We start from the raw sequence: 23,135 nt of genomic DNA on the forward strand, positions 1-23,135 counted from the left end.
TGCCATAGCGGCCCCCGATGCGCCCGAGCTTCGTCAGGGGATGAGGCTATCACCGTACGTAATCAGCTCGGGCCGGTTTCGTCACTGTCGGGCCTGCGCTCGTACTCGATGTGCAGTGTCCGGCCGACCAGGTCCACCAGGCGGCGCACCCCTCGGTGGTCCGGCGCCGAACCGTGCACGATGCCGACGTAGGCGAGTGTGCCGTGCCGCCAGTCCAGGACCGCACCCGGCTGCGCCACCACCTCGACCGCCTGGATTCCCGGCACCCGGCCCAGCTCGTCGATCCCGCCGAGGCGACGCAACGTCACCGCCTCCATCGGCGGGGTGAGGAAGTACTGGAAGGCGTGCCGCCGGTAGAGGGCCTTCGGTGGCTCGTACGGCCGGCCGAGCGCCACCGCGAGCGCGGCCCGCACCAGGTCGAAACCGCGGGCACGCCGGACCAGATCGGCGACGTAACCGCCGAGGCGGCCGTTCACCTCGATGATCCGCGGGCCGTCCGGGGTGAGCTTGACCTCGGTGTGGGTCACGCCGTGCCGGACCCCGAGGGCGGTCAGCGCCGCGGTCGTCAGCGCCAGCACCCGCGTGTGCCAGGCCGGGTCCAGCGTCGCGGGCACCACGTACCCGGTCTCCCGCAGGGGCGGGGCCAGGGGGAACTTCCCGGTCACCTCGATGTGCCGGATGACGCCGTACGCGGTGACCGACTCGACGGACACGTAGTCGGCCCAGGCCGTCCCGGCCGCCGACGGATCCCCGGCGAGCAACTGCTCGACGACGAACTCGGCGGGGGAGCCGCCCACCGCCGGATCGGTGAAGGCACGTAACCGGGTACGTGCCTCGTCGAGATCGTGCACCGTGCAGGTCCGGGCGCTCGCCGACCCGCTGCGCGGTTTGAGGACGGCCGGCAGGCCGACGGCGTCCAGGGCCGGGCCGAGTTCGGTGAGGTCACGCACGACACGGCACGCGGTGTGCTGCACTCCGGCCTCGGCGAGGAGGCGGCGCTGGGTGAATTTGTCGGTCATCGCCGCCGCGGTGGGCACGCTGAGGAACGGCAGATCACGGCGCTCGGCCAGGGCGGCGGTCCGGTTCAGCTGGCTCTCACTGAAGGTGACGATCCCGGTGAGGTGCGCACATTCCGGCCGGCTGAGGATCTCCTCGTCGGTCGCTCCGGTGATGTCGCAGACCGGCGCCAGCTCACGGAGCTCCGGATAGAGGCTCCGGACGTGCGGCCGCTCCCGGTCGCAGAGGAAGACGACCTCGGCCAGGCCCCGGGCCGAGGCGAGGATCCCCATCGGGCTGGCGGAGCCGAAGTCGAACACCACGGCCAGCCGCGGCGGCGTCCCGGGCGACGTCATGCTGGCCCGGACCGGGAGCCGGTGACCGGCCGGTCACCGCGCGGCGCGGGGAAGAACCCGGAGCTCTGGAAGAACCGGACGTAATGGTGCAACAGCCGGGTGTCGACCGGTGGCATCTCGATGCCCGATCCGGCCAGTGCCCGCCGCGTGTTGCCCCGGCTGAACCGCGGGAACCGGGAGGCGAAGTACATCTCCTTCACCACGAGGCCGCTGAGCGGACTGCGATCCACCCACAGCGGTACGAACGGCGTGAACGGGTGCCGGGGGTCACCCGCGACGAAGTCCACGATCCGGGTCACCCATTCCTGGAACGGAACCTCCTCGATCGGGTAGCCGTGCCCGCGCAGCACCTCGGTCATGTCCCGCAGCGTCGCCGGATGCGGATTGGTCAGATGGTAGGCGTGCGTCTCGCGCGTCCGCGTCAGTGCGATGTGCACGATCTGCGCCGCCACCACGTCGACCGGCACGAGATCGAGCGGGATGTCGGCGTCCGGGGCGAGGCCCGTGTCGATCATCAGCCGTAACAGCGCACAGGTGGCGTTCTCCAGGTTCCACGCCCCCCGGGCGAGATCGCCGGATATCTCGTACGGCCGGTGCACGCCCACCGGCAGCCCGTCGCCGGCCGCATGGGCCAGCACCTTCTCGGCCATCCATTTCGTCTCGGTGTAGCCCATGAACAGATGCTCCGGGTAGGCCGGCGGCGTGTCCTCGCCGACCTCGCGGATCCCGGCCGCCCCGAATCCGGCCAGCACCGCGAGCGTGGACACGAAGTGCACGGGCACGCGCCGCGGCATCGCGAGCCGCACGATCTCCCGGGTGCCACCGACCGTGACCGGCGCCAACCGGGCGTACGGATAGGTGAAGTTCACGTAGGCACCGGCGTGCAGGACCAGGTCCGAACTGCCCGCCAGCTCGTCGAACTCCGCCTCGGTCAGCCCGAGACGGGGCTGTCCGAGATCACCGGGCAGCGCCCGCACCCGGCCCGCCGGCAGGTCACCGAGCCGGTACGCCCGCTGGCCCGCCACCAGTCGGAGGTGGGCCTTCTCCCGGTCCTCGGCGCGGACCAGGCAGGACACCTCCGCGTCGGTGACGGTCAGCAGCCGACGCAGCAGGTAACCGCCGAGGAACCCGGTGGCACCGGTGAGGAACACGCGCCGGATCACGGCAGGCGCCGCCGGATCGGCCGGTCGCCGGGGCCGGACCACCGTCGCGGAGGCGCCCACCGCCCGCAGATCGGCGTCCATGGCGGCGGTGTCCTGATCGAGGAGACCGGTGCGCGCCTCCTGCACGGCGGCGGCCGAACCGGCGAGAGTCGGATCAGCCAGCAGCCGCGAGGTGAGGAACCGGCTCTGGCTCCGGTCGACGCCGAACATCGTCTGCAACCGTACGAACAGGCGTGCCGCCAGCAGCGAGTTGCCACCCAGGTCGAAGAAGCTGTCGTCGAGGCCGACCTCGTCCGGCTCGACGTCGAGGACCTCCGCCCACAACCGGGCGACGCCCACCTCGATCGGTGTTTCGGGCCGCCGGGCGGGAGGGTCCTCGCCGGGCGGGCCGGAGGGGAGGGCGGCGAGAGCCGTGCGGTCGACCTTTCCGGTGCCGGCCAGCGGCAGACGATCCAGCGAGACGACCCGGGACGGGAGCATGTGCCGCGGCAGCCGGTCGGCCAGCGTCGCCCGTACCTCCGCGACCGTGACACCGGGACGGGCCGGCTGGAAGAAGGCGACGACGGCGCGGGTGTCCGGATCGGCGCCGGAGAGCACGACGGCGGCGGCGGCGACACCGTCCACGCCGGCCAGCACCGCCTCGATCTCGTCCAGTTCGACCCGGAAGCCTCGGATCTTCACCATCCGGTCCCGGCGCCCGAGAAAGTCGATGTCCCCGCCCGGCAGCCAACGGGCCCGGTCTCCGGTACGGAACAGTCGCGCACCGGCCCGGCCCGCGAACCGGTCCGGCAGGAAGCGGGCGGCCGTGAGCGCCGGATCGTTGACGTACCCCAGTGCGACCCCGTCGCCACCGACCCAGAGTTCGCCTTCGACGCCGATCGGCACCGGATCGCCGGCCGCGTCCACGATGTGGCAGGTGGAGTTGGCGACCGGCCGGCCGATCGGGATGCGCGTGGTCCCGTCCGGCACGTCGGCGATGTGGTGGGTGGTGGAGAACGTGGTGTTCTCGGTCGGCCCGTAGCCGTTGAGGAGCCGCCCGGGTGGTCCTTCGGTGAGCACCCGGAGGACGAGGGCGGGATCCAGGACGTCGCCGCCCGCGATCAGGCAGCGCAACGGGGCGAACATGCCGGGCCGGGTCCGGGCGCAGTGATGGAAGACGCCGGCGGTCAGCCATGTGACCGTGACGGCCTCGTCGGCGATCAGCGTGCCGAGCCGTACCGGTTCCAGCAGGGTCGCCTGGTCGACGATCACCAGCGCGGCGCCGTTGAGCAGGGCGCCCCAGATCTCGAACACCGAGGCGTCGAAGGCTGGATGGCCGGTGTGCGAGACCCGGTCGGCGGCGGTGATCCGCAGGTAGTCGGCGCCGATGACGAGCCGGGCGACTGCCCGGTGCGGTACCGCGACGGCTTTCGGTACGCCTGTCGACCCGGAGGTGAACATGACGTAGGCCGGATCACCGGCGTCGGTGCCGGTGCCGGGTGGTGCGGGCGCCGGGGTGTCGTCCCAGTGGTCCGCGACGGCGATCTCGGCGCCGTTCGCCGGGAACTCCGCGGCACCGGGGAGCCGGACCAGATGCCGAATGCCGATCTCGGCCGTCAGCACCCGCAACCGGGCGACCGGGTCCGACGGATCCAGCGGCACGTAGGCGGCGCCCGCCTTCAGGATGGCGAGCATTCCCACCGGCGCCTCGAGGCACCGGTCACCCAGCAGGCCCACCAGGTCGCCGGGTCGCACACCGATGCCGGCCAGGCGGGCGGCGACCGCGTCGGACCATCGGTCCAGCTCGGCATAGGTGATACGGCGGTCGTCCTCGATCACCGCCGTCGCGCCGGGTGCGGCCGCGACCCGGCCGGCGAACAGTTCCACCAACGAGGAGCGGTCCGGATAGTCGGCCGGCCGGCCCGACCAGTGGGCGGGCGGGAGCGCCACGCCGGTTCCGTCAACAGCCACGATCAGACCTCCGCCACCGGAGGTGAGCTTCACCCGAGTCCTGGATGGAGCACACCGCCCATCACCTCATGGTGTCCGCGTCGTGTCGCAACGTGAAGGCAAGTACCTCGATCGAAGGAAAACGACACCGGCTCACGTGCGAGATAGTCGACGTACACCACATCCGCCGCAGCCGCGCCGGATCAGCACCGTGCGCCCGGGGGCTTCCTCGCGCGACGGGGGGAGCGGAGCGGATGGCGACCATCGAACCGGCCGAACTGGTACAGCGCCACCTGGACATGCTCGTCGACACCGGCGCGGAGACCGGTGTGCAGGTGGCCGTCTATCGCGACGGCGCGCTGATCGTCGACGCGGTGGCCGGCACCGCCGACCCGGCCACCGGCCGGCCGCTCACCTCCCGCACCCCGATCTTCGGTTTCTCCATCGGCAAGAACGTGACGGCCACCCTCGCGCACCTGCTCGTCGCGCGGGGTCACCTCGGCTACGACAGCCCGGTCACCGACCTCTGGCCCGAGTTCGGTGCGCACGGCAAGGGCACGACGACACTGCGGCACGTGCTCACCCACACGACCGGTCTTCCGGCGATGCCGCGGGAGATCACCCCGCGCGAGCTCCCCGACTGGTCCCGGGTCTGTGGCGCACTGGCCGCCGCCGAACCACTCTGGCGGCCGGGCACCGCGATGGGATACCACTCCTACACCTTCGGATACCTCGTCGGTGAGCTGGCCCGCCGCGCGACCGGGCAACCGGTGCACGCGTTGCTGCGGGAGTGGGTGACCGTGCCGCTCGGCATCGAGGGACAGCTCTTCCTCGCTGTTCCGCGCGCGTCGCTGGCCGGGTTGGCACGTCTGGATCAGGCGCCGTGGGGGACACCCGCGGGCCCGGACGGCACCGAGGTGATCCACGCGCCGTGGGAGACCCGGCCGAGCGCCGGCCTCGGCAACACCGCCGACATTCTGTGCGCCGACATCCCGTCGGTGGGGACCGCGAGCGCCCACGCCCTCGCCGCCATGTTCGACAGCGTGCTCCGGGGCGAGCTGGTGGACCCGGCCGGGCTGTCGGCGATGTCGGCTCTCGCGTACGAGGGAACCGATCAGGTCTTCGGCACGCCTGCGCGAATGACGCTGGGCTTCCCGTCCGGCCGGATCGGCGGCCCGCCCGGCGAGGACTCCGCCGCGTTCGGGTGGCCCGGCGGCGGCGGAAGCTATGCCTACGCAGACCCGGCCCGAGGAGTCGCCTTCGCGCTGACGAAGAACCGGCTCACCCCGCACTTCGACACCGTTCTGTCGGTCACCGCGCTGCTGGCCGACCACCTCGCCTGACAGGGAGAAGATCATGTCCACTCGTACGGCCGGCCCGCTCGTACCGCACACCAGCCTCGGCCCGTACTCCTCGCCGGGCGCCGATCCGATCCCGTGGCCGGTGACCGAGGGCGCACTGCGCCGCATCCAGAAGTTCCAGCTGTGCACGGTGCGCCGGGACGGCCGTCCGCACGTGACACCGGTGCTGGCGATCTGGGCCCTCGACGCCATGTGGTTCACCACCGGCGACAGCGAGCAGAAGGCCGCGAATCTCCAGGCCAATCCGCACTGCGCGCTGACCGCCGGAACCGGCACCCTGACCGGCACCGACGTCATCATCGAGGGCACCGCACGGCTGGTCACCGATCAGGCCACCAGAGACGCCGCGGCGACCGCGTTCGAGCAGGCCTACGGCTGGCAGCTGACCCGTGCCGACGGAACGTGGTATGGCCTGGGTGGGACCATCCGGACCGGGAACGTCCAGCTCTACCGTGTCCAGCCGGACAAGGCGTTCGCCTTCGCCATCGGCGGCGAATCCTCCGAGACGCGCTATCGGTGGAGCCACCCGGCCGACACCGGCCCGCGGTGATCCCGGCGACCCGGCGTACCCACCGGCCGGGTCAGGCGCGGCGGCGGGAGCGGGCCAGCGCCAGCCCGCCGAGGGCCGCGGCCAGCAGGCCGAACGCCACGCCCGCGTAGCCACCGACCACGCCGTTGCCGGTGCCCGGCCCGCCGTCGGCGGTGGCCAGCACCCACACGCCGGCCAGCGTGCCGAGGATCCCCGCGCCGACCGCGATCAGCGGTCGCCGGGTTCCGCCCCGGGCGGGACGGGCCAGGGCCAGCCCGCCGATGATCGCGGCGGCCAGGGCCACCAGCGCGGCGGCGCTGGCCACCGCGCGGTCGGTGGTCAGGGTGGACGCGTCGACGGTGGACGCGGCGAGCTGCACGGATCTGAACATGATGTTCCCCTCATCTACGGCGAACCGGATGCCGTCCATCCTGGTCGCCGACGGAGCCGGGGGCGTCGTACAGCCGTGGGCACTCTGCGCTGCCGCACCGGCAGACCAGGACTACCGCCGACGTGGTCGGTGGGCCGCGGAGATACCACGGCGGCGGTAGCCGACCGGGGGGAGCGGTGGCCGTCCGGACGTACCTAAATGCTTTAGGTTTTTGCCTTCTGCATGTAGTTTCAGGGCGTGGCACGCGCAAACCTGACCTCGGCGGCCGTCATCGCCGCCGCCGCCGAACTGGCAGACCGGGACGGCTTCGACACGCTCACCCTGTCCGCGCTGGCCCGCGGTCTGGGCGTGCAGACCGCGAGCCTCTACTCCCATGTCCGCGACCGGGCGGCGCTGATCGAGGGCGTGCACCGGCTCGCGCTCGGCGAACTCGCCGACCGGATCGCCCTGGCCATCGGCGGCCGCTCCGGCCGGGACGCACTCACCGCCTTCGCCGACACGCACCGTGACTACGCCCGGCAGTTCCCCGGCCGCTGGACGGCACTGCAACGTCCCGCCTCGGCGGCGACCGTGCGGTCCGAGCCGGCCGGCCGGCTGGCCGCGCTCACCCTCGCCATGCTGCGCGGATACCCGCTGCCGGAGACCGAGCTGGTGCATGCCACCCGGCTGCTCGCCGCGACCGTCAACGGTTTCCTGGCTCTGCAGGCCAACGGCAGCATCACCCACCGTCAACCCGCCACCGAGGACTCCTGGCAGTGGGCGCTCGACGCGCTCGACACCGTCTTCCGCTCTCGCGACACCGAAGGGAAACCCTGATGCCCGTACCACCCGAACTGCTCCGTGGTGCCGCCGAGGCCGAGGTGACCGCGCGCGGTCTGCGGCCGCACCGGCTGCCCGCGTGGGTGCGCGAGCAGTTCCCGGACGGTCAGCTGCTGTCGATGGAGAGCCAGCCGTCCGGCGTCCGTCTCGTGTTCGCCACCACGGCGACGCGGATGGACCTGGTGACCCACCCGACCCGGATCCACTACCCGGGTGCCGGGCGCCCGCGCGGCCGCATCGACGTCTACGTCGACGGGGAGCCGGTCGTTCGTGACGTGCTGGACGGCGGCGACCGCATCGAGGTCGACCTCGCCACCGGCGGCACCACCTTCCACACCGGGCAGCCGCACACGACGACGGTCTCCGGCCTGCCCGCCGGCTGGCACCGCGTCGAGATCTGGCTGCCGCACAACGAGAGTGTCGAGCTGATCGACCTGCGCGCCGACGCCCCGATCGAGCCGGACCACCTGGAGCGGCCGGTGTGGGTGCATCACGGCAGCTCGATCAGTCACGGCTCGAACGCGCGGGGGCCCAGCGAGATCTGGCCGGCCGTCGCCGCCCGCCGGGCCGGTGTCGAGCTGCGCAATCTCGGTCTCGGCGGCAGCGCGCTGGTCGATGCGTTCCTGGCCCGGGTGATCCGCGACGCCCCGGCCGACCTGATCAGCGTCAAGCTCGGCATCAATGTGGTGAACCTCGACGGGATGCGGGTGCGGACCTTCGTCCCCGCCGTGCACGGCTTCCTCGACACGATCCGCGACGGCCACCCCGACGTGCCGCTGCTGCTGATCTCGCCGCTGTTCTGCGGCATCCATGAGGACACGCCCGGGCCCGGCGCGATCGACCCCACCTCGATCGGCAGCGGTCAGGTGCGTTTCCTCGCCACCGGGGCGCCGGGGGACACCGCACAGGGGCGCCTGACGTTGCAGGTCATCCGGCGCGAGTTGCGGTCCCTGGCCGAACGCCGTGCGGCCGACGGGAACCTGCACTTCCTCGACGGCACGATGCTGTACGGCCCGGACGACGCCACCGAGCTCCCCCTGCCCGACGGGCTGCACCCCGGCGCCGAGGCCCACCAGCTGATCGGTACCCGTTTCGCCGAGTACGCCTTCACCGGCCGGGGTCCGTTCGCCGGCTGATCACACCGCGTGGCGGCGCAGGCCGTCGAGTATGAGGGTGACGGCGCCGTCGGCGTCGGCCCGGGACCCCGGCGGTTCGCAGGCCGCGCAGATGCCCTGCAGCGCCGTCAGCACGGCGCCGGCACCCACGTCGTCGCGGATGGAGCCCTGCTGGACGCCCGCGGTCAGCAGGTCGGACACGGCCCGGCCCAGCTCCCGGCCACCGTCGGCGAGAGTGCCCGAGCGTGCGGCCATCAGGGTGGCGAGCGTGCGGGCCAGGCCCTCGTGGGTGTGCAGATGGTTCACCAGGCCACGCAGGAACGTGGTCAGCGCCTCCATCGCGGGCTGGGTGGCCTGCAACTCGCGGGCGTGGGCGCACATCGCCTCCAGCTCTTCCCGGTAGACCGCCTCGGCCAGCGCCTCGCGGGTGGGGAAGTGCCGGTAGAGGGTGCCCGTGCCGACGCCGGCCAGCCGGGCGAAGTCGTCGAAGCGCAGGTCGAAGCAGCCGTTGGCGAACAGCTCACGGGCCTTGGCGAGCAGGGCGTCACGGTTGCGCCGGGCGTCGGCGCGCAACGGCTTGCCGGTGGTCACGGCTACCTCCTTTGACAAATGGAAACTGTCTCCATATTTTGGAAGTGGAGACGGTCTCCAATTCTAGGCGACCGATCCGGAGTCATGGGGTGCGGCATGAGGATCCTGATGTTCGGCCGCGGCGTCATCGCCGCGGCGTACGGGTGGGCGCTGGAGCGGGCCGGGCACGAGGTCGAGTTCTACGTGCGTCCCGGCCGGGCCGCGGCGTACGGGGACGCGATCGATCTCGACCTGCTCGACACGCGGCACCGGCTACGGGGGCGGCGCGTCACCGGGAAGTGGCCGGTGCGGTACCGCGAGTCGCTGGAGCCGGACCACGACTTCGATCTGATCGTGGTGAGCGTCCAGCACTACCACTTCGCCGGGGTCGTGTCGTTCCTGGCGCCCCGGGTGGGCCGGGCGACCGTGCTCGTCTTCAACAACCTGTGGGTGGAGCCGGCGGACGCGGTCGCGGCCCTCCCCGCCGACCAGGTGGTCTGGGGCTTCCCCGGTGCCGGCGGCGGTTTCGGTGACGACGGTGTGCTGCGGGCGGCCCTGCTGCCCACGCTCTTCTTCGGTACGCTCGGCGGGCCGCCGGCCGAGCGCGGGCAGGCCGTGCGCACGGCGTTCCGCGAAGCCGGGTTCCGGCTCCAGGAGACCAGCGACTTCCGGGGCTGGCTGCTGATCCACTTCATCCAGAACGCCGGCCTGCACACGCAGAGCCTGCGCCTCGGCTCCCTCGCCGAGTTGGCCCGGAGACCGCGACAGGTGCGCGAGGCGATCCTGGCCACCCGTGAACTGCTGCCCCTCGTCGAGGCCCGCGGTGTCGATCCGCGGCGCCATCGCGGGGTGCTGCTGCCGTTCACCGCCCCCTCGTGGCTGACGGCGCCGGTGCTCGCCGGGATCTTCGGTCACTTCCCGCCGGCGCGGAGGGTGATGGAGGCGCACGCCAATCCCGAGGAACTGCGCGCGGTCTGCCGGGACACCCTGGCCGAAGCGCGCCGCCTCGGCGTGCCGGTGCCGCGCCTGGAGGCGGCCGAGCGCTATTTCGCCGCCGGCACGACGGTGTGAGGCCGGTCCGGGGCCCCGGCCGACAGCCCGCCGGCCGGCCCCGGCTACCGAGGTGCCGCCGTGATCTGCTGCATGAGGCCCGCCATGTCGGGGGACACCCACTCCTCGGCGATCCGGTCGCCTTCGACCCGGTAGATGTCGATGCTGGTGAACGTGACGGGCCGGTGGGTGGCCGGTACGTCCTGGAAGGTTCCGGTGTGGGTGCCGCTGAAGCGCAGGCGCACGGCGACCCGGTCACCGGCACCGAAGATGTCCTCGATGACGATGCTCAGGTCGGGGAATCCGTCGCGCATGGCCTGCACCCCGAACTTCCAGATCTCCCGCCCGTGCAGCGGCCCGGGTAGCCCGGGCAGGTTGACGATGAAGTCCTCGATGAGCTGCTCGGCGCAGGCGTCCAGGTCACCGTGCTGGAGTGTCTCGAAGGCGGTGCGTACGACCGTGACGTTCTTCTCCGCGGATGCCGTCATCATGCTCGCTCTCCCTCGGCCGTTTGCAATACGACTGCACTGTATCCGTGCACGGCCACCCTTCGCAATACGACTGCACTGCAAAGGTGGGGCCGGGAGCCCGTCCGGCGGAACGTGCCGGACGGGCCCCCGGATGCTCAGCGTTTGAGCGTGAACGTGAAGTCGCCGGAGAGCTTGCCGCCCAACCGGACCGCCGACACCAGCCGGCCGTCGAGGATCAGCCGGTCGACCTCGGCCCGGGCGAGACCACAACCCTCGGCGATCAGCCGGACCGGCCGGACCGGGATCCTCGCCGCGAAGCGAACCAGAACGTCGATCACGTCGTCGTCCGGGTCAACCGGCTCGCCCGTGTCGAGACGCCAGGCGCCGTCCCAGTCCAGGGCGATCCGATTGCGGTGCTGCACGACCGGATCCTGAAGCAGTTCGGCTGTCAGGCCCAGGTCGTTGGCATGCAACCGGTCCAATAACTCCGGCGGGATGGAACGGACCGTCATCCGCTCCAGCACCGTCAGCTTCGCCGTGTCCCCGCATCCGGCACAGAGGATGAGGAGCCAGACGTCGAGGAGCTTCTGATTGGCGTTGACGCGGAATTTGCCGCTCGGCCGGAAACGTTGCGACGCGCACGTATGGCAGCGCCGGCGCACGAGTGGCAGGCGAATGGGCACCACGGCCCAGGTTTTGGACATGGAGATACACCGATTCCAGTGAGAAGTCCGCAGCAGGAAGGAGCGCGTCGCACACACGCGACGCGCAACAGATCAGCTCTCGGGATGTCTCACAGGACGTACAACGGCATGTCCTCACCTGGACGACTCGGTCGGCGCACGGTAACGCCGCACCGCGCCGCCGGTCCATCGAATTTCGGCGATCACCGCCGAGCGGGTGGGCGGCCGGGTCACATACCGGCGATCAGACGGTCCACCCGCTCGTCGTAGGCACGGAACGGGTCCTTGCAGAGCACGGTCCGCTGCGCCTGGTCGTTGAGTTTCAGATGCACCCAGTCGACGGTGAAGTCGCGCCGCTTCTCCTGGGCGTGCCTGATGAACTCGCCGCGCAGCCGGGCCCGGGTGGTCTGCGGCGGTGTCTGTTTCGCCTCGAAGATCTGCAGGTCACCGGCGATCCGGTCGACCTGCTTGCGGTTCTCCATCAGGGCGTAGAGGCCGCGTCCGCGGCGGATGTCGTGGTACGCCAGGTCGAGCTGGGCGACCCGTGGATGCGACATCGGGATCTGGTGGCGGGCCCGGTAACGATCGATCAGCTGATATTTCGACACCCAGTCGATCTCGCGGGCCACCGGGTCGAGGTTCTGGCTCTCGACCGCGTCCAGGACCCGCCCCCACAGCTCGACGATCCGCTTGGCGTTGTCGTCGCCGTCGCGCTCGACGAACTCGGTGGCCTTCTCCAGATACTCCTGCTGGATCTCCAGCGCGGACATCTCCTTGCCGTTGGCCAGCCGGATCCGGCGGCGGCCGGTGGTGTCGTGGCTGATCTCGCGGATCGCCCGGATCGGGTTCTCCAGGACGAGGTCACGCATCGCCATCCCGGCCTCGATCATGCGCAGCACCAGGTCGGCGCTGCCGACCTTGAGGAACGTGGTGACCTCGTTCATGTTCGAGTCGCCGACGATCACGTGCAGGCGCCGGTAACGCTCGGCGTCGGCGTGCGGCTCGTCGCGGGTGTTGATGATCGGCCGGGACCGGGTCGTCGCGCTGGAGACGCCCTCCCAGATGTGCTCGGCACGCTGCGACAGGCAGAACACCGCACCGCGCGGGGTCTGCAGCACCTTGCCGGCACCGCAGATCAGCTGCCGGGTCACCAGGAACGGGATGAGCACGTCGGCGAGCCGCCCGAACTCACCCTGCCGGGCGACGGAGTAGTTCTCGTGGCAGCCGTACGAGTTGCCGGCCGAATCGGTGTTGTTCTTGAAGAGATAGATCTGCCCGGCGATGCCCTCGTCGTGCAGGCGGGTCTCCGCCTCGACGAGCAGCCCTTCGAGGATCCGCTCACCGGCGCGCTCGTGGGTGACCAGATCGGTCAGTGAGTCGCACTCGGGGGTGGCGTATTCGGGGTGGGAACCGACGTCGAGGTAGAGGCGGGCTCCGTTACGGAGGAACACGTTGCTGCTGCGTCCCCAGGAGACCACGCGGCGGAACAGGTAGCGGGCTACTTCGTCGGGGGACAGCCGTCGCTGGCCCTGGTAGGTGCAGGTGATCCCGTACTCGGTTTCCAGTCCGAAGATTCGCCGTTGCATGTGCTGCTCCATCCGATCGCCCGTGCGGGCCTGCGGCATGATCCGAGCCTACCGGCCGGAACGGCGAAGGCACCCGGCGGCTGGTCGGGCGACATCGACGAGCCGGGCCGGACGGGAATGACGGCTGCGCTACCTTCTGGGTAACGCGGAAGTCGCGCTTCGGGGCCGAGCAGCGAGCCGTCCGGTCTCGAACAGCCGAAGGAGAGACCGATGACCGACCCTACCGCGGACGCCGGAACGGAACCGGAGACCGGATCCGAGGAGTCACCCGAGCCCTTCGAGAACCGGGCGGCACGCCGGGCCAAGGGCAAGGCAACCGCCGCCAACCAGGTTCAGGGCAGCTCTCAGCGTGTCGGCCGGTCCGGCACCGTGCAGAGCCCGCGCCAGTACGGCAACCGGCGCAGCGGCTGATCCCGGTACCCGCCGGTGCCGCTGCCGGGCCCACCGGCCCGGCAGCGGCACCGCATCCGGCGATAGCTGCAGACGGGCGCCCCCGATTGGCAGATCATGTTCTGGTGGCTTCCTCGACGATGGTGCCGGCCCGCGGCCGCTGGTGGATCCGGGCCGCCTTCGTCGTGGGCGTCCTGCTGCTGATCGCGCAGTTCGCGGGCGCCGTCCCCACGGTACGAGCGTGGGCGGACGGGCATTCCTGGGCCCGGGACGCCCTGCAGGACGCGGTGTACCTGCTGGCCGCGGCACTCGTTCTGGCCCGCGCGGTGATGGTGCGCCAGGATCGCGGCGCCTGGCTGCTGATGGCCGCCGGACTGGCGTTCTACGCGGCCGGCACGGTCTGGTGGATCGCCGTCGTCGTCAAGCAGGACCCGATTCCGTACCCGTCGGTGTCCGATCTGATGTGGCTGGCCTACTACCCGTTCGCCTACGCCGCGGTCGTGCGGCTGCTGCGCGCACGCCGGTCACGGATCAGCCTGTCCTCGTGGCTGGACGGGCTGATCGCCGCCGCCTGCGCCGCGGCCTTCGCCTCGGTGGTGTTCCTGAACGGCGTCACCGGCGACTCGATCGGGTCGGGGATGACGATGCTGGTCAGCGCGGCCTATCCGGTGGCGGACATCGTGCTGGCGGGTGTCCTGCTCGGTTCGTGGGCGCTCAGCAACTGGCGTCTGGACCGGGTGTGGACACTGCTGCTGACCGGCATGGGCATCAACACCGTGGCCAACGGCATCCGGATGCTGGAGACCACGAGCGGGGTCTACATCCCCGGCGGGTGGACGGACGTACTGTGGTCGGTCGCCCTCGCCCTGATCGTCGCGGCCGCCTGGCAGAGCCCTCGGCCCAGCCCCGAACGGCGCCCGGCCCGGGCCCTGGTCGGCATGGTCCTGCCGGCGGTGATGGCGTATGCGTCGATGCTTCTGCTGCTCAGCGAGAGCTGGCGGCAGCATGGGCTGCCACTGGCCAGCAGCGTGCTGGCCGCCACGGCGATCACCGGGGCGATCATCCGGATGCTGGTGACCGTGCGGGTGGTGGAGAACCTCGCCGACGCCCGCCGGCAGGCCCGCACGGACGACCTGACCGGGCTGCCGAACCGGCGACGGTTCCTGGAGCTTCTCGATCGCGCGCTGCCCGAGCACGGCGCGCCGGTCCCGACCGCCGTCGCCATCATCGATCTGGACCGGTTCAAGGACATCAACGACAGCTTCGGCCACCACCTCGGTGACCGCCTGCTGCAGATGGTCGCGGCCCGGCTGGCCGAGGCGGTCGGCACCGACGGGATCCTGGCCCGCCTGGGTGGCGACGAGTTCGGCGTGATCATGCACGACGCCGACTCGGCACGCGGGCAGAAGATCGCCCTCGGGCTGCTCGCCGCGCTCCGGCGCCCCTTCGAGCTGGACCAGATCGCGCTGCACGTCGACGCCAGCATCGGTGTGGCGGTCCACCCCGACCACGGCACCAACCACTACGTGCTGCTGCGCCAGGCCGACAGCGCCATGTACCTCGCCAAGAACGATCATCGCGGAGTGGCCGTGGCGACCGGTGACGCCGCGGACGTCGCCGGCCGGCAGCGCCTGACCACGCTGGAGGAGCTGCGTACCGGACTCGACCGGCGCGAGCTGACGCTGCACTACCAGCCGCAGATGCACCTCGGCACGGGCGTCGTGACGGGCGTGGAGGCTCTCGTACGCTGGGACCACCCGCGCCGCGGCCTGATCTTCCCGGACGTGTTCCTGCCGCTCGCCGAGCACGCCGGACTGATGGGCCGGCTCACCCTCCAGGTTCTCGACATGGCCCTCGAGCAGTGCCGGGACTGGCGCGCCGACGGCCTCGAACTGGTCGTGGCGGTGAACCTGTCCGCCTCGAACCTCCAGGACGCCACCATGCCCGGCCATGTCGCCGACGCACTGGCCCGGTACGACGTGCCACCGGCGGCGCTGCACCTGGAGATCACCGAGGAGATCCTGATGCGTGACGCGGCCCGGGCCACCGTGGTGCTCGCCGAACTCCGGGCCATGGGTGTCCGGCTGGCCGTGGACGACTACGGCACCGGCTACTCCAGCCTGGCCTACCTGCACGCCCTCCCGGTGGACGATCTGAAACTCGACCGCGCGTTCGTCACACACTGTGACACCGATCCGCGGAGTGCGGCCATCGTGAAGAGCACCGTCGAACTCGCCCACAACCTGGGCATGCGGATGATCGCCGAAGGCGTCGAGAGTGAGGCCGCGCTCAGCCGCCTGCGGGAGTGGGACTGCGATCTCGTCCAGGGTTACCACCTGAGCCGCCCTCAGCCGGCCGACCGTCTCGCCACGTGGCTCCGGGAACGGCAACCCGGCCCCCGCGATCCGCGGCGGACCGGGGACGAGGTCACCGTCCTCTGACGGCCACGCGGCCCGTCGCCGGGTCAGGCCGGCGGGCGCCAGTCGGCGTGGCGGGCCATCGAGCGCAACGCCAGGCCGGGCGGGACCAGCCGGATCAGCGTGTTCCGGCACGCCACCGCGAGCGGGTTGTCCAGTTGCTGGCCGAATCTGCCGACCAGGCGTGAGGCCCGGGCGACCCGCTGACTGCGCGGGCGGCGCTGCCGGTCGTAGAGGGCCAGGCCGTCCGGCCGCCCGGCGACGGCGGCGAGGACCACCGCGTCCTCCAGCGCCTGGTTGGCGCCCTGGCCGAGGTTCGGCGTCATGGCATGGGCGGCGTCACCGAGCAGCACGACCCGGCCGTTGACGTACGTCGGCAGCGGCTCGTCGAGGCACGCCAGGTCGTCGCGCAGCACGGTGCCCGTCGCGGCGATCAGCGCCGGGACCGGGTCGTGCCAGCGACGGAACCGGGCATCGATCTCCGGCGGCGCGCTGCCGGGCGCGGCGTTGACGGCGGCGAACCAGTAGACCCGGCCGTCCGCCAGCGGGACGACGCCGAACTCGGCACCCCGGTCCCAGCTGATCGCGACGACGAGGTCGTCGTCCCAGACCGGTGTCACCCCACGCCACGCGGTGACACCGATGTGCACCGGCCCGGCGGCGGAGGGCCACAGCCGTCGGCGCACCGTGCTGCGGATGCCGTCCGCACCGACGACCAGGTCCGCCCGGGCCCGCATCGGACCGTCCGGCCCGGTCCAGGTGATCTCACCGTCGGCGGTGACGTCGGTGACCTCGGCGTCCGTGCGGACCTGTACGTCACCGGGCAGGGCGTCGAGGAGGATCCGGTGCAGGGCGGCACGGTGGATGCCGTACGCCGGTGTGCCGAGGGCCTGCTCCATCCGGTCGGCCCCGATGCGGGCCAGCCAGCGGCCGTCCGCCCGGCGGGTGCCGCCGGACCGGTCGGGGATGCCGCCCCGGCGCACGGCCGGCCCCACCCCGAGAGCGTCGAGGCAGCGCAGCCCGTTCGCCTGCAACACCACACCCGCGCCCACCGGGCGGAACTCGGCGGCCCGTTCGAGGACCGTCACCTGCCAGCCGGCCCGGCTCAGGCCGATGGCGGCGCCCAATCCGCCGATACCGCCGCCGACCACCACTGCGCTGGAAGCCATCACCGTCTCCTTCTACAGATGTAGAAAGCAATACTACAGGCGTAGAAAGAGGTGATGCCGCCATGCCGCCCGACCGGTTCGCCGTCCTGACCGACGCCGCCATCGACGTCCTCGCCGAGGAGGGCATGCGCGCCCTGACCCATCGCGCGGTCGACCGCCGGGCCGCCCTCCCCGAAGGCACGACGTCGGCCTACTTCCGCACCCGCAAGGCGCTCATCGAAGCCGTGGTACGCCGCATCGCCGACCTCGACCGGCTCGACCTGGAGGCCGGACAGCTGCCCGGTGACCCGCGGAACCCCGCCCCGGTCCTCACCGACATCGGCGCGATGGCCGCCACCGTCGCCCGGGTGCTCGACCGGTGGATGAGCGAGGGGCGCAACCGCACCCTCGCCCGCTACGCCTGTCTGCTGGAAGCCACCCACCATCCGGAGATCCGGACGATCCTCGCCTACGGCGACGCCTCCCGCGCCCAGGCGACGGCGATGCTCGCCGCGGCCGGCGCCCCCGAGCCCCGGCAGGCCGGCAGCCATCTCGTCGCCTGCGTCGACGGTCTGCTCTTCGACCGGCTGGCCGGGGCCGGCGCGCGGACCGCCCCACCGCCGGGCACCGAGGCCAACCGCGCCGACCTCACCGTCGCGCTCACCGGCGTGCTGCGCGGCCTTCTCGGCCCGCCCGCCGGAGCCCCGCCCACGTAGCGGGGGCGGCGGCACCTGGTCCAGGATGGACAGATGCCGATTCCGCCGCGGGTGTACGTGCTGGGTGCCGGTCTGCTGCTGGCCGGGGTCGGGATCGCCTCCGGCATCGAGGCGACCAGCGCCTACGACGTCAACATCGCGGAGTCCGGCGACGGGTGCACCAGGGCCGCCATCAACATCGATGCCCGCACCGGCGACTACCTGATGTGTGTCGGCCCCGGCGACGGCCGGAAGTCACCCTTCACCGAGCAGGAGGAGGAGCGGGTGTACGCGCTGGCCCGGCAGCTCGGTGACGACCCCGGCGGACTTACCGCCGAGGACGAGGAACAGGTCGAGGCCTTGGTGGACGAGATCGCCGCGGCGAACGGCGACCCCGACGAGTCCGACGACCGGGCGGGGTCACCCGGCCACTTCGCCTTCCTGCTCGGGGCGCCGCTGGCCATCGGCGGCGGCCTCTTCGTGATCAGCCGCGGGTTCCGCGACCCCGAGTTCTGACCCGGCGACGAACGCCCGGGTGGCGCGCAGGTACTTCAGCAGGTCACGACGGATGGCGGCGGAACCGAGCGCCGGCGCCAGACGTCCAGCCTGGTCGGACGCGTCACGGCACGTCGGGTGCCGGCGGCCCGGCCGCCAGCGCGGTCAGGACGGCGGCCGGATCGCCGGTGAGCAGCGCGCGGACATGGGTGGTGACCTCGGTGGTGAGGCGTGCCGCCGTCGCGCTGTCGTGCAGCTCCGGCCAGTCGAGCGATCCGATCAGATCCGCGATCCAGGGACCCGGCCGGGTGGCGTCGAAGCCGGCCCGCAGCCGGGACAGGAACGCCTCGTCGTCGCGGGCCTCCACCTCCCCGAGGGCGCCGGCATAGCCGGTCAGCAGGCAGGCGAAGGCGAACACCGTGAGCTCGGCCGACCGCCCCTGCGACCACGCGTCGAGCACCACCGGCAGGTTCCTCGTCCGCCACTTGGACAGCGCGTTGAGCCGGATGTCGGCGAGGAGGTGATGCAGCGCGGGATTGCGGAACCGGTCGAGGATCGCGGCGGCATACCGTCGCAGCTCCGCCGGGTCTCCCGAGGCGCCCGGCAGTGACGGCAGCACCTCGTCGTCGACCAGGCGCCGCAGGTAGGCGCCGGCCACCGGGTGCCGCACGACGTCGAGCACGGTCCGGCAGCCCACCAGTGGACCGACGGCCGCGATCGCCGTGTGTGCGCCGTTGAGGACCCGGACCTTGCGTTCACGGTACGGCCGGAGGTCCGGCACGAACCGCACGGGCAGACCGGCACGATCCAGCGGGAACTCGTCGCGGATCGCGGGACCGCCGGCGATCGCCCAGTCGGCGTAGTGCTCACCGCGGACGATCAGCCGGTCGTCGAAGCCCAGCGACGCGCGGAGCCCGGCGGCCTCGTGCTCGGGCAGCCCGGGCACGATCCGGTCCACGAGAGTGTCGTAGAAGTGGCAGTGCCGGGTGACCCAGTCGATGAACCCGGGGGCGAGCGAGGCCTCGGTGGCATGTCGCACCACCAGGGAACGCAGTGTCGCGCCGTTGTCCTCGATGAGCTCGCACGGCAGGAACGACAGGCCCCGCCGGGGGTCCCCGCCGAAGTGGGTCCAGCGTTCGTGCAGCAGCGCCGTCATCTTGGCGGGGAACGAGGCGGGCGGCGCGGCGGTCAGGTCGTCGGCGACGTACGCGATGCCGGCCTCCGTGGTGTTGGAGACGACCAGGCTCAGCTCCTCGCCGTGCATCAGCTCGCGGCACCGGTCCCAGTCGTGATGCGCGTCGGCGACCGACTGCACCGCCGTCACCAGGGTCGTCTCGGTGAACGGGTGGCCGTCGCGAACACCGTCCAGCACGACGTGGTACATCCCGGCCTGTTCGGCGAGCCGTGCGGTGACCAGATCGGGCCGTGGCGTGGCCTTCATGACCGCGATGCCGTGCCGCAGGACGCCCGCGTCGTTGGCCCGGTGCACCATCCAGTCGGCGAAGCCCCGCAGGAAGTTCCCGGCGCCGACCTGGAGGATCCGGATGGGCAGCGCCTCCCGGTCCGGGACGGCCGCGCCGATCGAGCGGAGGCGCTGCTCTGCGCGGGTCACCGGTCGGTCCCACGGGCGGTGCCACGGACGGCGACGGACACGCTCGGCCTCCTCGATCGACGTTGGTGATGCGTAGGTGACCAAACTAGTGCAATCGGTTGCGGTGTTGTCAATCGTAAAGACACTCTCCGGATCTGGAGGTTTTCGGTACATAAGGTTCCTGCGCCTCCGGGGGTGAGCGCTCGGACCGGCCAGCGCGTGCAAACGTTTGCGACAGTCATCGTGACGCAAGGGCGCGGGATCCGGTTCCGCGGGAGAGTGGGTGGCCGCGGTGCCGTGCGATCTCGTCCCGCACGCAGCGCGGAAGCCGGTTCCGGTATTGTTCGTCGACCGGGATTCCTGGAGAACCGGGTCATTCGCCTTCGCATTCACGTTCTTCCGAAAGGATCCGTGCCGCCGTGGAACCTGCCGATTCGATCACCGTTACCGATACCGGAGCGTCGATTGGCGAAGGAGAGGAGCACGCCTCTCTGGCGACGGCACGTCAGCGATCGGCCGAGATCGAGAAAAGGCTTGCCGAGGACGCATCGCAGTTCCGGCTACTGACCGGTGACCGCCCCACCGGCGCATTGCACCTCGGACACTATTTCGGTTCTCTGGAGAACCGGGTCCGCCTGCAGAACGCGGGTGTCACCACATTCGTCGTCATCGCCGACTATCAGGTGATCACCGATCGTGACGGAGTCGGCCCGATCCGGGATCGTGTCCTGTCGCTGATCTGCGACTATCTGGCGGTCGGGCTGGACCCGGCGCGCAGTGTGATCTTCGTGCATTCCGCCGTGTCCGCACTCCATCAGCTGATGCTGCCGTTCCTCGCGCTCGTCACCGACTCCGAGCTGCGCCGTAACCCGACCGTCAAATCGGAGCTGGCCGACACCGACGGGCGCCCGATGTCCGGTCTGATGCTCACCTATCCGGTGCACCAGGCCGCGGACATCCTGTTCTGCAAGGCCAACGTGGTGCCGGTCGGCAAGGACCAGCTGCCGCACCTGGAGCAGGCCCGGGTGATCGCACGCCGGTTCGACGACGTCTACGGCCGGGCCGACCCGCGGCGCCCGGTCTTCCCCCGTCCGGAGGCCCTGCTCTCCCAGGCGGTCAACATCCTCGGTGTCGACGGCCGCAAGATGAGCAAGTCGCGCGGCAACGCCATCGAGATCGGGATGAGCGCCGATCAGACCGCCAAGCTGATCCGCCGCGCGGTGACCGACAGCGATCGCCTGGTCACGTGGGACCCGGAGCGGCGGCCCGGGGTCGCGAACCTGGTGCTCCTCGTCGCGCTGTGCACCGGCCGGGCGCCGCAGGACGTCGCGGACGAGATCGGCAACGGTGGGGCGGCCGCGCTCAAGGCTCTCGCCACCGAGGCGATCAACGAACGGCTGGCGCCGGTCCGGGCCCGCCGCGCCGAACTGGCAGCCGACCCCGGATACCTGCTCAAGGTGCTGACCGAGGGCAACGCCGCCGCCACACGGGTCGCCGAGCAGACCCTCGGCGAGGTACGGGCGGCCATGCACATGAACTACGACCTCCAGCGATGAACGAGCGGGCGAGGCGCCGTGCGCCCGGGCCCGCCCATGCCGGCCGTCGGCTCACCCACGCCGGCCGTCGCCGTCGGCCTGGCGACGGGCGACAGGCGCATGAGCGCGACGTCGGTTAGGGTCGATTGACGACCTGCGCCCCCCGACGACGAGGACCGCGATGAGCCGCATCGACGAGGATGTCGCCCTTCAGGCCGCGCTTGATCCGCTGGTCCTGGCGCTGGACATCGGCTCCACCGCCACCCGCGGCGGCGTCCACGACGCGTCGGGCCGGCGGGTGCACGGCCTTCAGCACAAGGTGCCGCACGCGTTCACGGTCGCCCCCGACGGCACGTCGGTGATCGCCCCCGATCAGGTGGTCGCGGAGGTCGGGCAGGTCCTCGACGCGGTGGCCGGCGACCGGCGGCTGGGTACCCGCATCGCCGGAGTCGCGATGGACACGTTCGCCGCGTCGCTGATCGCGGTCGACGCGTCCGGCCGCGCACTCACCCCCTGCCTGACCTACGCCGACTCGCGCAGCGCCGCCCAGGTCACCGCCCTGCGGCAGGAGCTGGACGAGCACGCGGTGCAGCAGCGCACCGGCACCCGGCTGCACACCAGCTACCACGTACCCCGGCTGCGGTGGCTCGCCGCCACCCGGCCGGACGTCGTCGCGCGGACCGTGTCGTGGTGGTCGCTGGGGGAGTACGTCTGGGCCCGGCTGATCGGCCGGCCACTCGCCGGGACCTCGACGGTGGCGTGGACCGGCCTGCTCGACCGGCGTACCGGTGAGCTGGACGCCGAGCTGCTCGCCGCCGCCGGCGTCCACGCCGGACAGCTCTCGCCGCCGTGCGACATGACCGGGCCGTTGCCCGCCCCGGCCCCGCCGCACCGGCCCACCCTGGCCCGGGCCGCCTGGTTCCCGGTCATCACCGACGGCCTGGCCAGCAACATCGGATCCGGGGCGACGGACGCCACGGTGCTCACCGCGGCGACGGCCACCAGCGGCGCGCTGCGGGTGCTGCTCGACGGTCCCGCGGACCCGCTGCCGTTCGGATTGTGGAACTACCGGGTCGACGGGGGACGCACCCTGCTCGGCGGGGCGATCAACGACGTCGGCCGTGCGATCAGCTGGGCGCAGAGCACCCTGCGCCTCAGCCCGGCGCTCGACCCGGTGCTGACCGCCGCGCCTAGTGACGCCACGCCGCTCGTCCTGCCGTACCTGACCGGTGAACGCGCGCCGGGCTGGGTCGGCGCCGCCCGGGCCGTGATCGGCGGAGTCTCCGCGGCCACCGACGCCGACGCCCTGTTCCGCGGGATCGTCGAGGGCGTGGCGATGACCTACGCCCGCGTCGCCGACGAGCTGCACCCGGCCGCACCGCAGGTGCTGGAGGTCGCGGCGGCGGGCCGGGTCAGCAACGACCGGCCCGCGTGGCTCCAGGTCCTCGCCGACGTGCTCGGGCGGCCCGTCACCCACGTGACCCGCCGCCGCGCCACGCAGCGGGGTACGGCGCTGCTCGCGCTCGACGTGCTGGCCCCCGACGTTCCGCGCGCCGCACGGGCGACCGGGGCGACCTATGAGCCGCGTCCGGCGCACGTCGAGCACTACGCGCAACGGCGCGAACGGTTCGCGAAGGTGTACGACACGCTCCTGCGTACCTGACGACCGGTGGCGGCGCGGGCGAGCGAAAAGCGCCGGCACCGCCACCGGTTCGCGCCCCGGCGGACCGGGGTGCGGTGGTCACGGGGGACGCACTCTTGACGTCCATACCACCGGCGGATCAAGCAACCAACCAGAACCGCAGCGCCGTGACGGATGTAGCTGATCACGTCGGCCGTCCGGCGC

At 71.8% G+C, this 23,135-nt stretch carries 20 protein-coding genes; 11 read left to right on the plus strand and 9 right to left on the minus strand.

The genetic code is table 11. The features are described 5' to 3' along the window. Window positions 1-62: 62 nt before the first annotated feature. Window positions 63-1,352 carry an ATP-grasp domain-containing protein gene (locus BC793_RS16545; protein WP_109593399.1) on the minus strand — a complete coding sequence of 430 codons (1,290 nt, stop codon included), beginning with the start codon at window positions 1,350-1,352 and terminating at the stop codon, window positions 63-65. Continuing rightward, window positions 1,349-4,465 (minus strand): amino acid adenylation domain-containing protein, encoded by a 3,117-nt coding sequence (locus BC793_RS16550; protein WP_158319277.1) that lies wholly within the window; start codon window positions 4,463-4,465, stop codon window positions 1,349-1,351. The genes BC793_RS16545 and BC793_RS16550 overlap by 4 nt, the downstream gene beginning before the upstream one ends. Window positions 4,466-4,698: 233 nt before the next feature. Here BC793_RS16550 and BC793_RS16555 point away from each other — a divergent pair, with 233 nt between their 5' ends. Then, window positions 4,699-5,787 (plus strand): serine hydrolase domain-containing protein, encoded by a 1,089-nt coding sequence (locus BC793_RS16555; protein ID WP_109593401.1) that lies wholly within the window; start codon window positions 4,699-4,701, stop codon window positions 5,785-5,787. A 13-nt stretch (window positions 5,788-5,800) separates the two neighbouring features. Next, window positions 5,801-6,355: a pyridoxamine 5'-phosphate oxidase family protein gene (locus tag BC793_RS16560; RefSeq protein ID WP_109593402.1), complete on the plus strand. Its 555-nt coding sequence runs from the start codon at window positions 5,801-5,803 to the stop codon at window positions 6,353-6,355. Between the two features lie 31 nt (window positions 6,356-6,386). Here the strand turns inward: BC793_RS16560 and BC793_RS16565 are convergent, their stop codons facing one another. Next, on the minus strand, window positions 6,387-6,725 hold the full coding sequence (locus BC793_RS16565; RefSeq protein WP_109593509.1) for a DUF6223 family protein: 339 nt from the start codon (window positions 6,723-6,725) through the stop codon (window positions 6,387-6,389). Between the two features lie 237 nt (window positions 6,726-6,962). On the opposite strand from BC793_RS16565, the gene BC793_RS16570 reads away from it, so the two are divergent. Further along, window positions 6,963-7,541 (plus strand): TetR-like C-terminal domain-containing protein, encoded by a 579-nt coding sequence (locus tag BC793_RS16570; protein WP_109593403.1) that lies wholly within the window; start codon window positions 6,963-6,965, stop codon window positions 7,539-7,541. After that, entirely contained in the window at window positions 7,541-8,680 is a 1,140-nt protein-coding gene (locus BC793_RS16575) for a GDSL-type esterase/lipase family protein (RefSeq protein ID WP_109593404.1), read from the plus strand. The genes BC793_RS16570 and BC793_RS16575 overlap by 1 nt, the downstream gene beginning before the upstream one ends. On the opposite strand, the gene BC793_RS16580 is transcribed toward BC793_RS16575, so the two are convergent. Continuing rightward, window positions 8,681-9,250: a TetR/AcrR family transcriptional regulator gene (locus BC793_RS16580; RefSeq protein ID WP_109593405.1), complete on the minus strand. Its 570-nt coding sequence runs from the start codon at window positions 9,248-9,250 to the stop codon at window positions 8,681-8,683. Window positions 9,251-9,346: 96 nt separating this feature from the next. Here BC793_RS16580 and BC793_RS16585 point away from each other — a divergent pair, with 96 nt between their 5' ends. After that, a complete protein-coding gene (locus BC793_RS16585; RefSeq protein WP_109593406.1) occupies window positions 9,347-10,300 on the plus strand; it encodes a ketopantoate reductase family protein in 954 nt (317 codons plus the stop codon). A 44-nt stretch (window positions 10,301-10,344) separates the two neighbouring features. Here the strand turns inward: BC793_RS16585 and BC793_RS16590 are convergent, their stop codons facing one another. The 3 genes from BC793_RS16590 to pafA form a co-directional block, all read right to left on the minus strand. Then, complete coding sequence (locus tag BC793_RS16590) at window positions 10,345-10,770, minus strand: ester cyclase (RefSeq protein WP_203896201.1); 426 nt, start codon at window positions 10,768-10,770, stop codon at window positions 10,345-10,347. A 134-nt stretch (window positions 10,771-10,904) separates the two neighbouring features. Continuing rightward, window positions 10,905-11,453, minus strand: a complete 549-nt coding sequence (locus BC793_RS16595) for a DUF1062 domain-containing protein (RefSeq protein ID WP_109593407.1) — start codon at window positions 11,451-11,453, stop codon at window positions 10,905-10,907. Between the two features lie 209 nt (window positions 11,454-11,662). Then, window positions 11,663-13,018 (minus strand): Pup--protein ligase, encoded by a 1,356-nt coding sequence (gene pafA, locus BC793_RS16600; RefSeq protein ID WP_109593511.1) that lies wholly within the window; start codon window positions 13,016-13,018, stop codon window positions 11,663-11,665. A gap of 210 nt (window positions 13,019-13,228) precedes the next feature. Between pafA and BC793_RS16605 the strand changes: the two genes are divergently transcribed. After that, on the plus strand, window positions 13,229-13,429 hold the full coding sequence (locus BC793_RS16605; RefSeq protein WP_109593408.1) for a hypothetical protein: 201 nt from the start codon (window positions 13,229-13,231) through the stop codon (window positions 13,427-13,429). A gap of 104 nt (window positions 13,430-13,533) precedes the next feature. Next, on the plus strand, window positions 13,534-15,849 hold the full coding sequence (locus BC793_RS16610; RefSeq protein WP_146246308.1) for a putative bifunctional diguanylate cyclase/phosphodiesterase: 2,316 nt from the start codon (window positions 13,534-13,536) through the stop codon (window positions 15,847-15,849). Window positions 15,850-15,872: 23 nt separating this feature from the next. Here BC793_RS16610 and BC793_RS16615 read toward each other — a convergent pair whose 3' ends face one another. Continuing rightward, window positions 15,873-16,994 (minus strand): FAD-dependent monooxygenase, encoded by a 1,122-nt coding sequence (locus BC793_RS16615; RefSeq protein WP_109593410.1) that lies wholly within the window; start codon window positions 16,992-16,994, stop codon window positions 15,873-15,875. Window positions 16,995-17,056: 62 nt separating this feature from the next. Here BC793_RS16615 and BC793_RS16620 point away from each other — a divergent pair, with 62 nt between their 5' ends. Next, window positions 17,057-17,689: a TetR/AcrR family transcriptional regulator gene (locus BC793_RS16620; protein WP_109593411.1), complete on the plus strand. Its 633-nt coding sequence runs from the start codon at window positions 17,057-17,059 to the stop codon at window positions 17,687-17,689. 33 nt (window positions 17,690-17,722) lie between these two features. Next, complete coding sequence (locus tag BC793_RS16625; RefSeq protein ID WP_146246309.1) at window positions 17,723-18,184, plus strand: hypothetical protein; 462 nt, start codon at window positions 17,723-17,725, stop codon at window positions 18,182-18,184. Between the two features lie 103 nt (window positions 18,185-18,287). Here BC793_RS16625 and BC793_RS16630 read toward each other — a convergent pair whose 3' ends face one another. Beyond that, window positions 18,288-19,775 (minus strand): tagaturonate reductase, encoded by a 1,488-nt coding sequence (locus BC793_RS16630; protein WP_158319278.1) that lies wholly within the window; start codon window positions 19,773-19,775, stop codon window positions 18,288-18,290. A 398-nt stretch (window positions 19,776-20,173) separates the two neighbouring features. On the opposite strand from BC793_RS16630, the gene trpS reads away from it, so the two are divergent. Then, on the plus strand, window positions 20,174-21,310 hold the full coding sequence (gene trpS / locus BC793_RS16635) for a tryptophan--tRNA ligase (protein ID WP_239170017.1): 1,137 nt from the start codon (window positions 20,174-20,176) through the stop codon (window positions 21,308-21,310). Window positions 21,311-21,470: 160 nt separating this feature from the next. Next, window positions 21,471-22,952, plus strand: a complete 1,482-nt coding sequence (locus BC793_RS16640) for a gluconokinase (protein ID WP_109593414.1) — start codon at window positions 21,471-21,473, stop codon at window positions 22,950-22,952. The last annotated feature ends 183 nt before the right edge of the window (window positions 22,953-23,135 follow it).

Source organism: Actinoplanes xinjiangensis, from assembly GCF_003148685.1.
Taxonomy (GTDB): domain Bacteria; phylum Actinomycetota; class Actinomycetes; order Mycobacteriales; family Micromonosporaceae; genus Actinoplanes; species Actinoplanes xinjiangensis.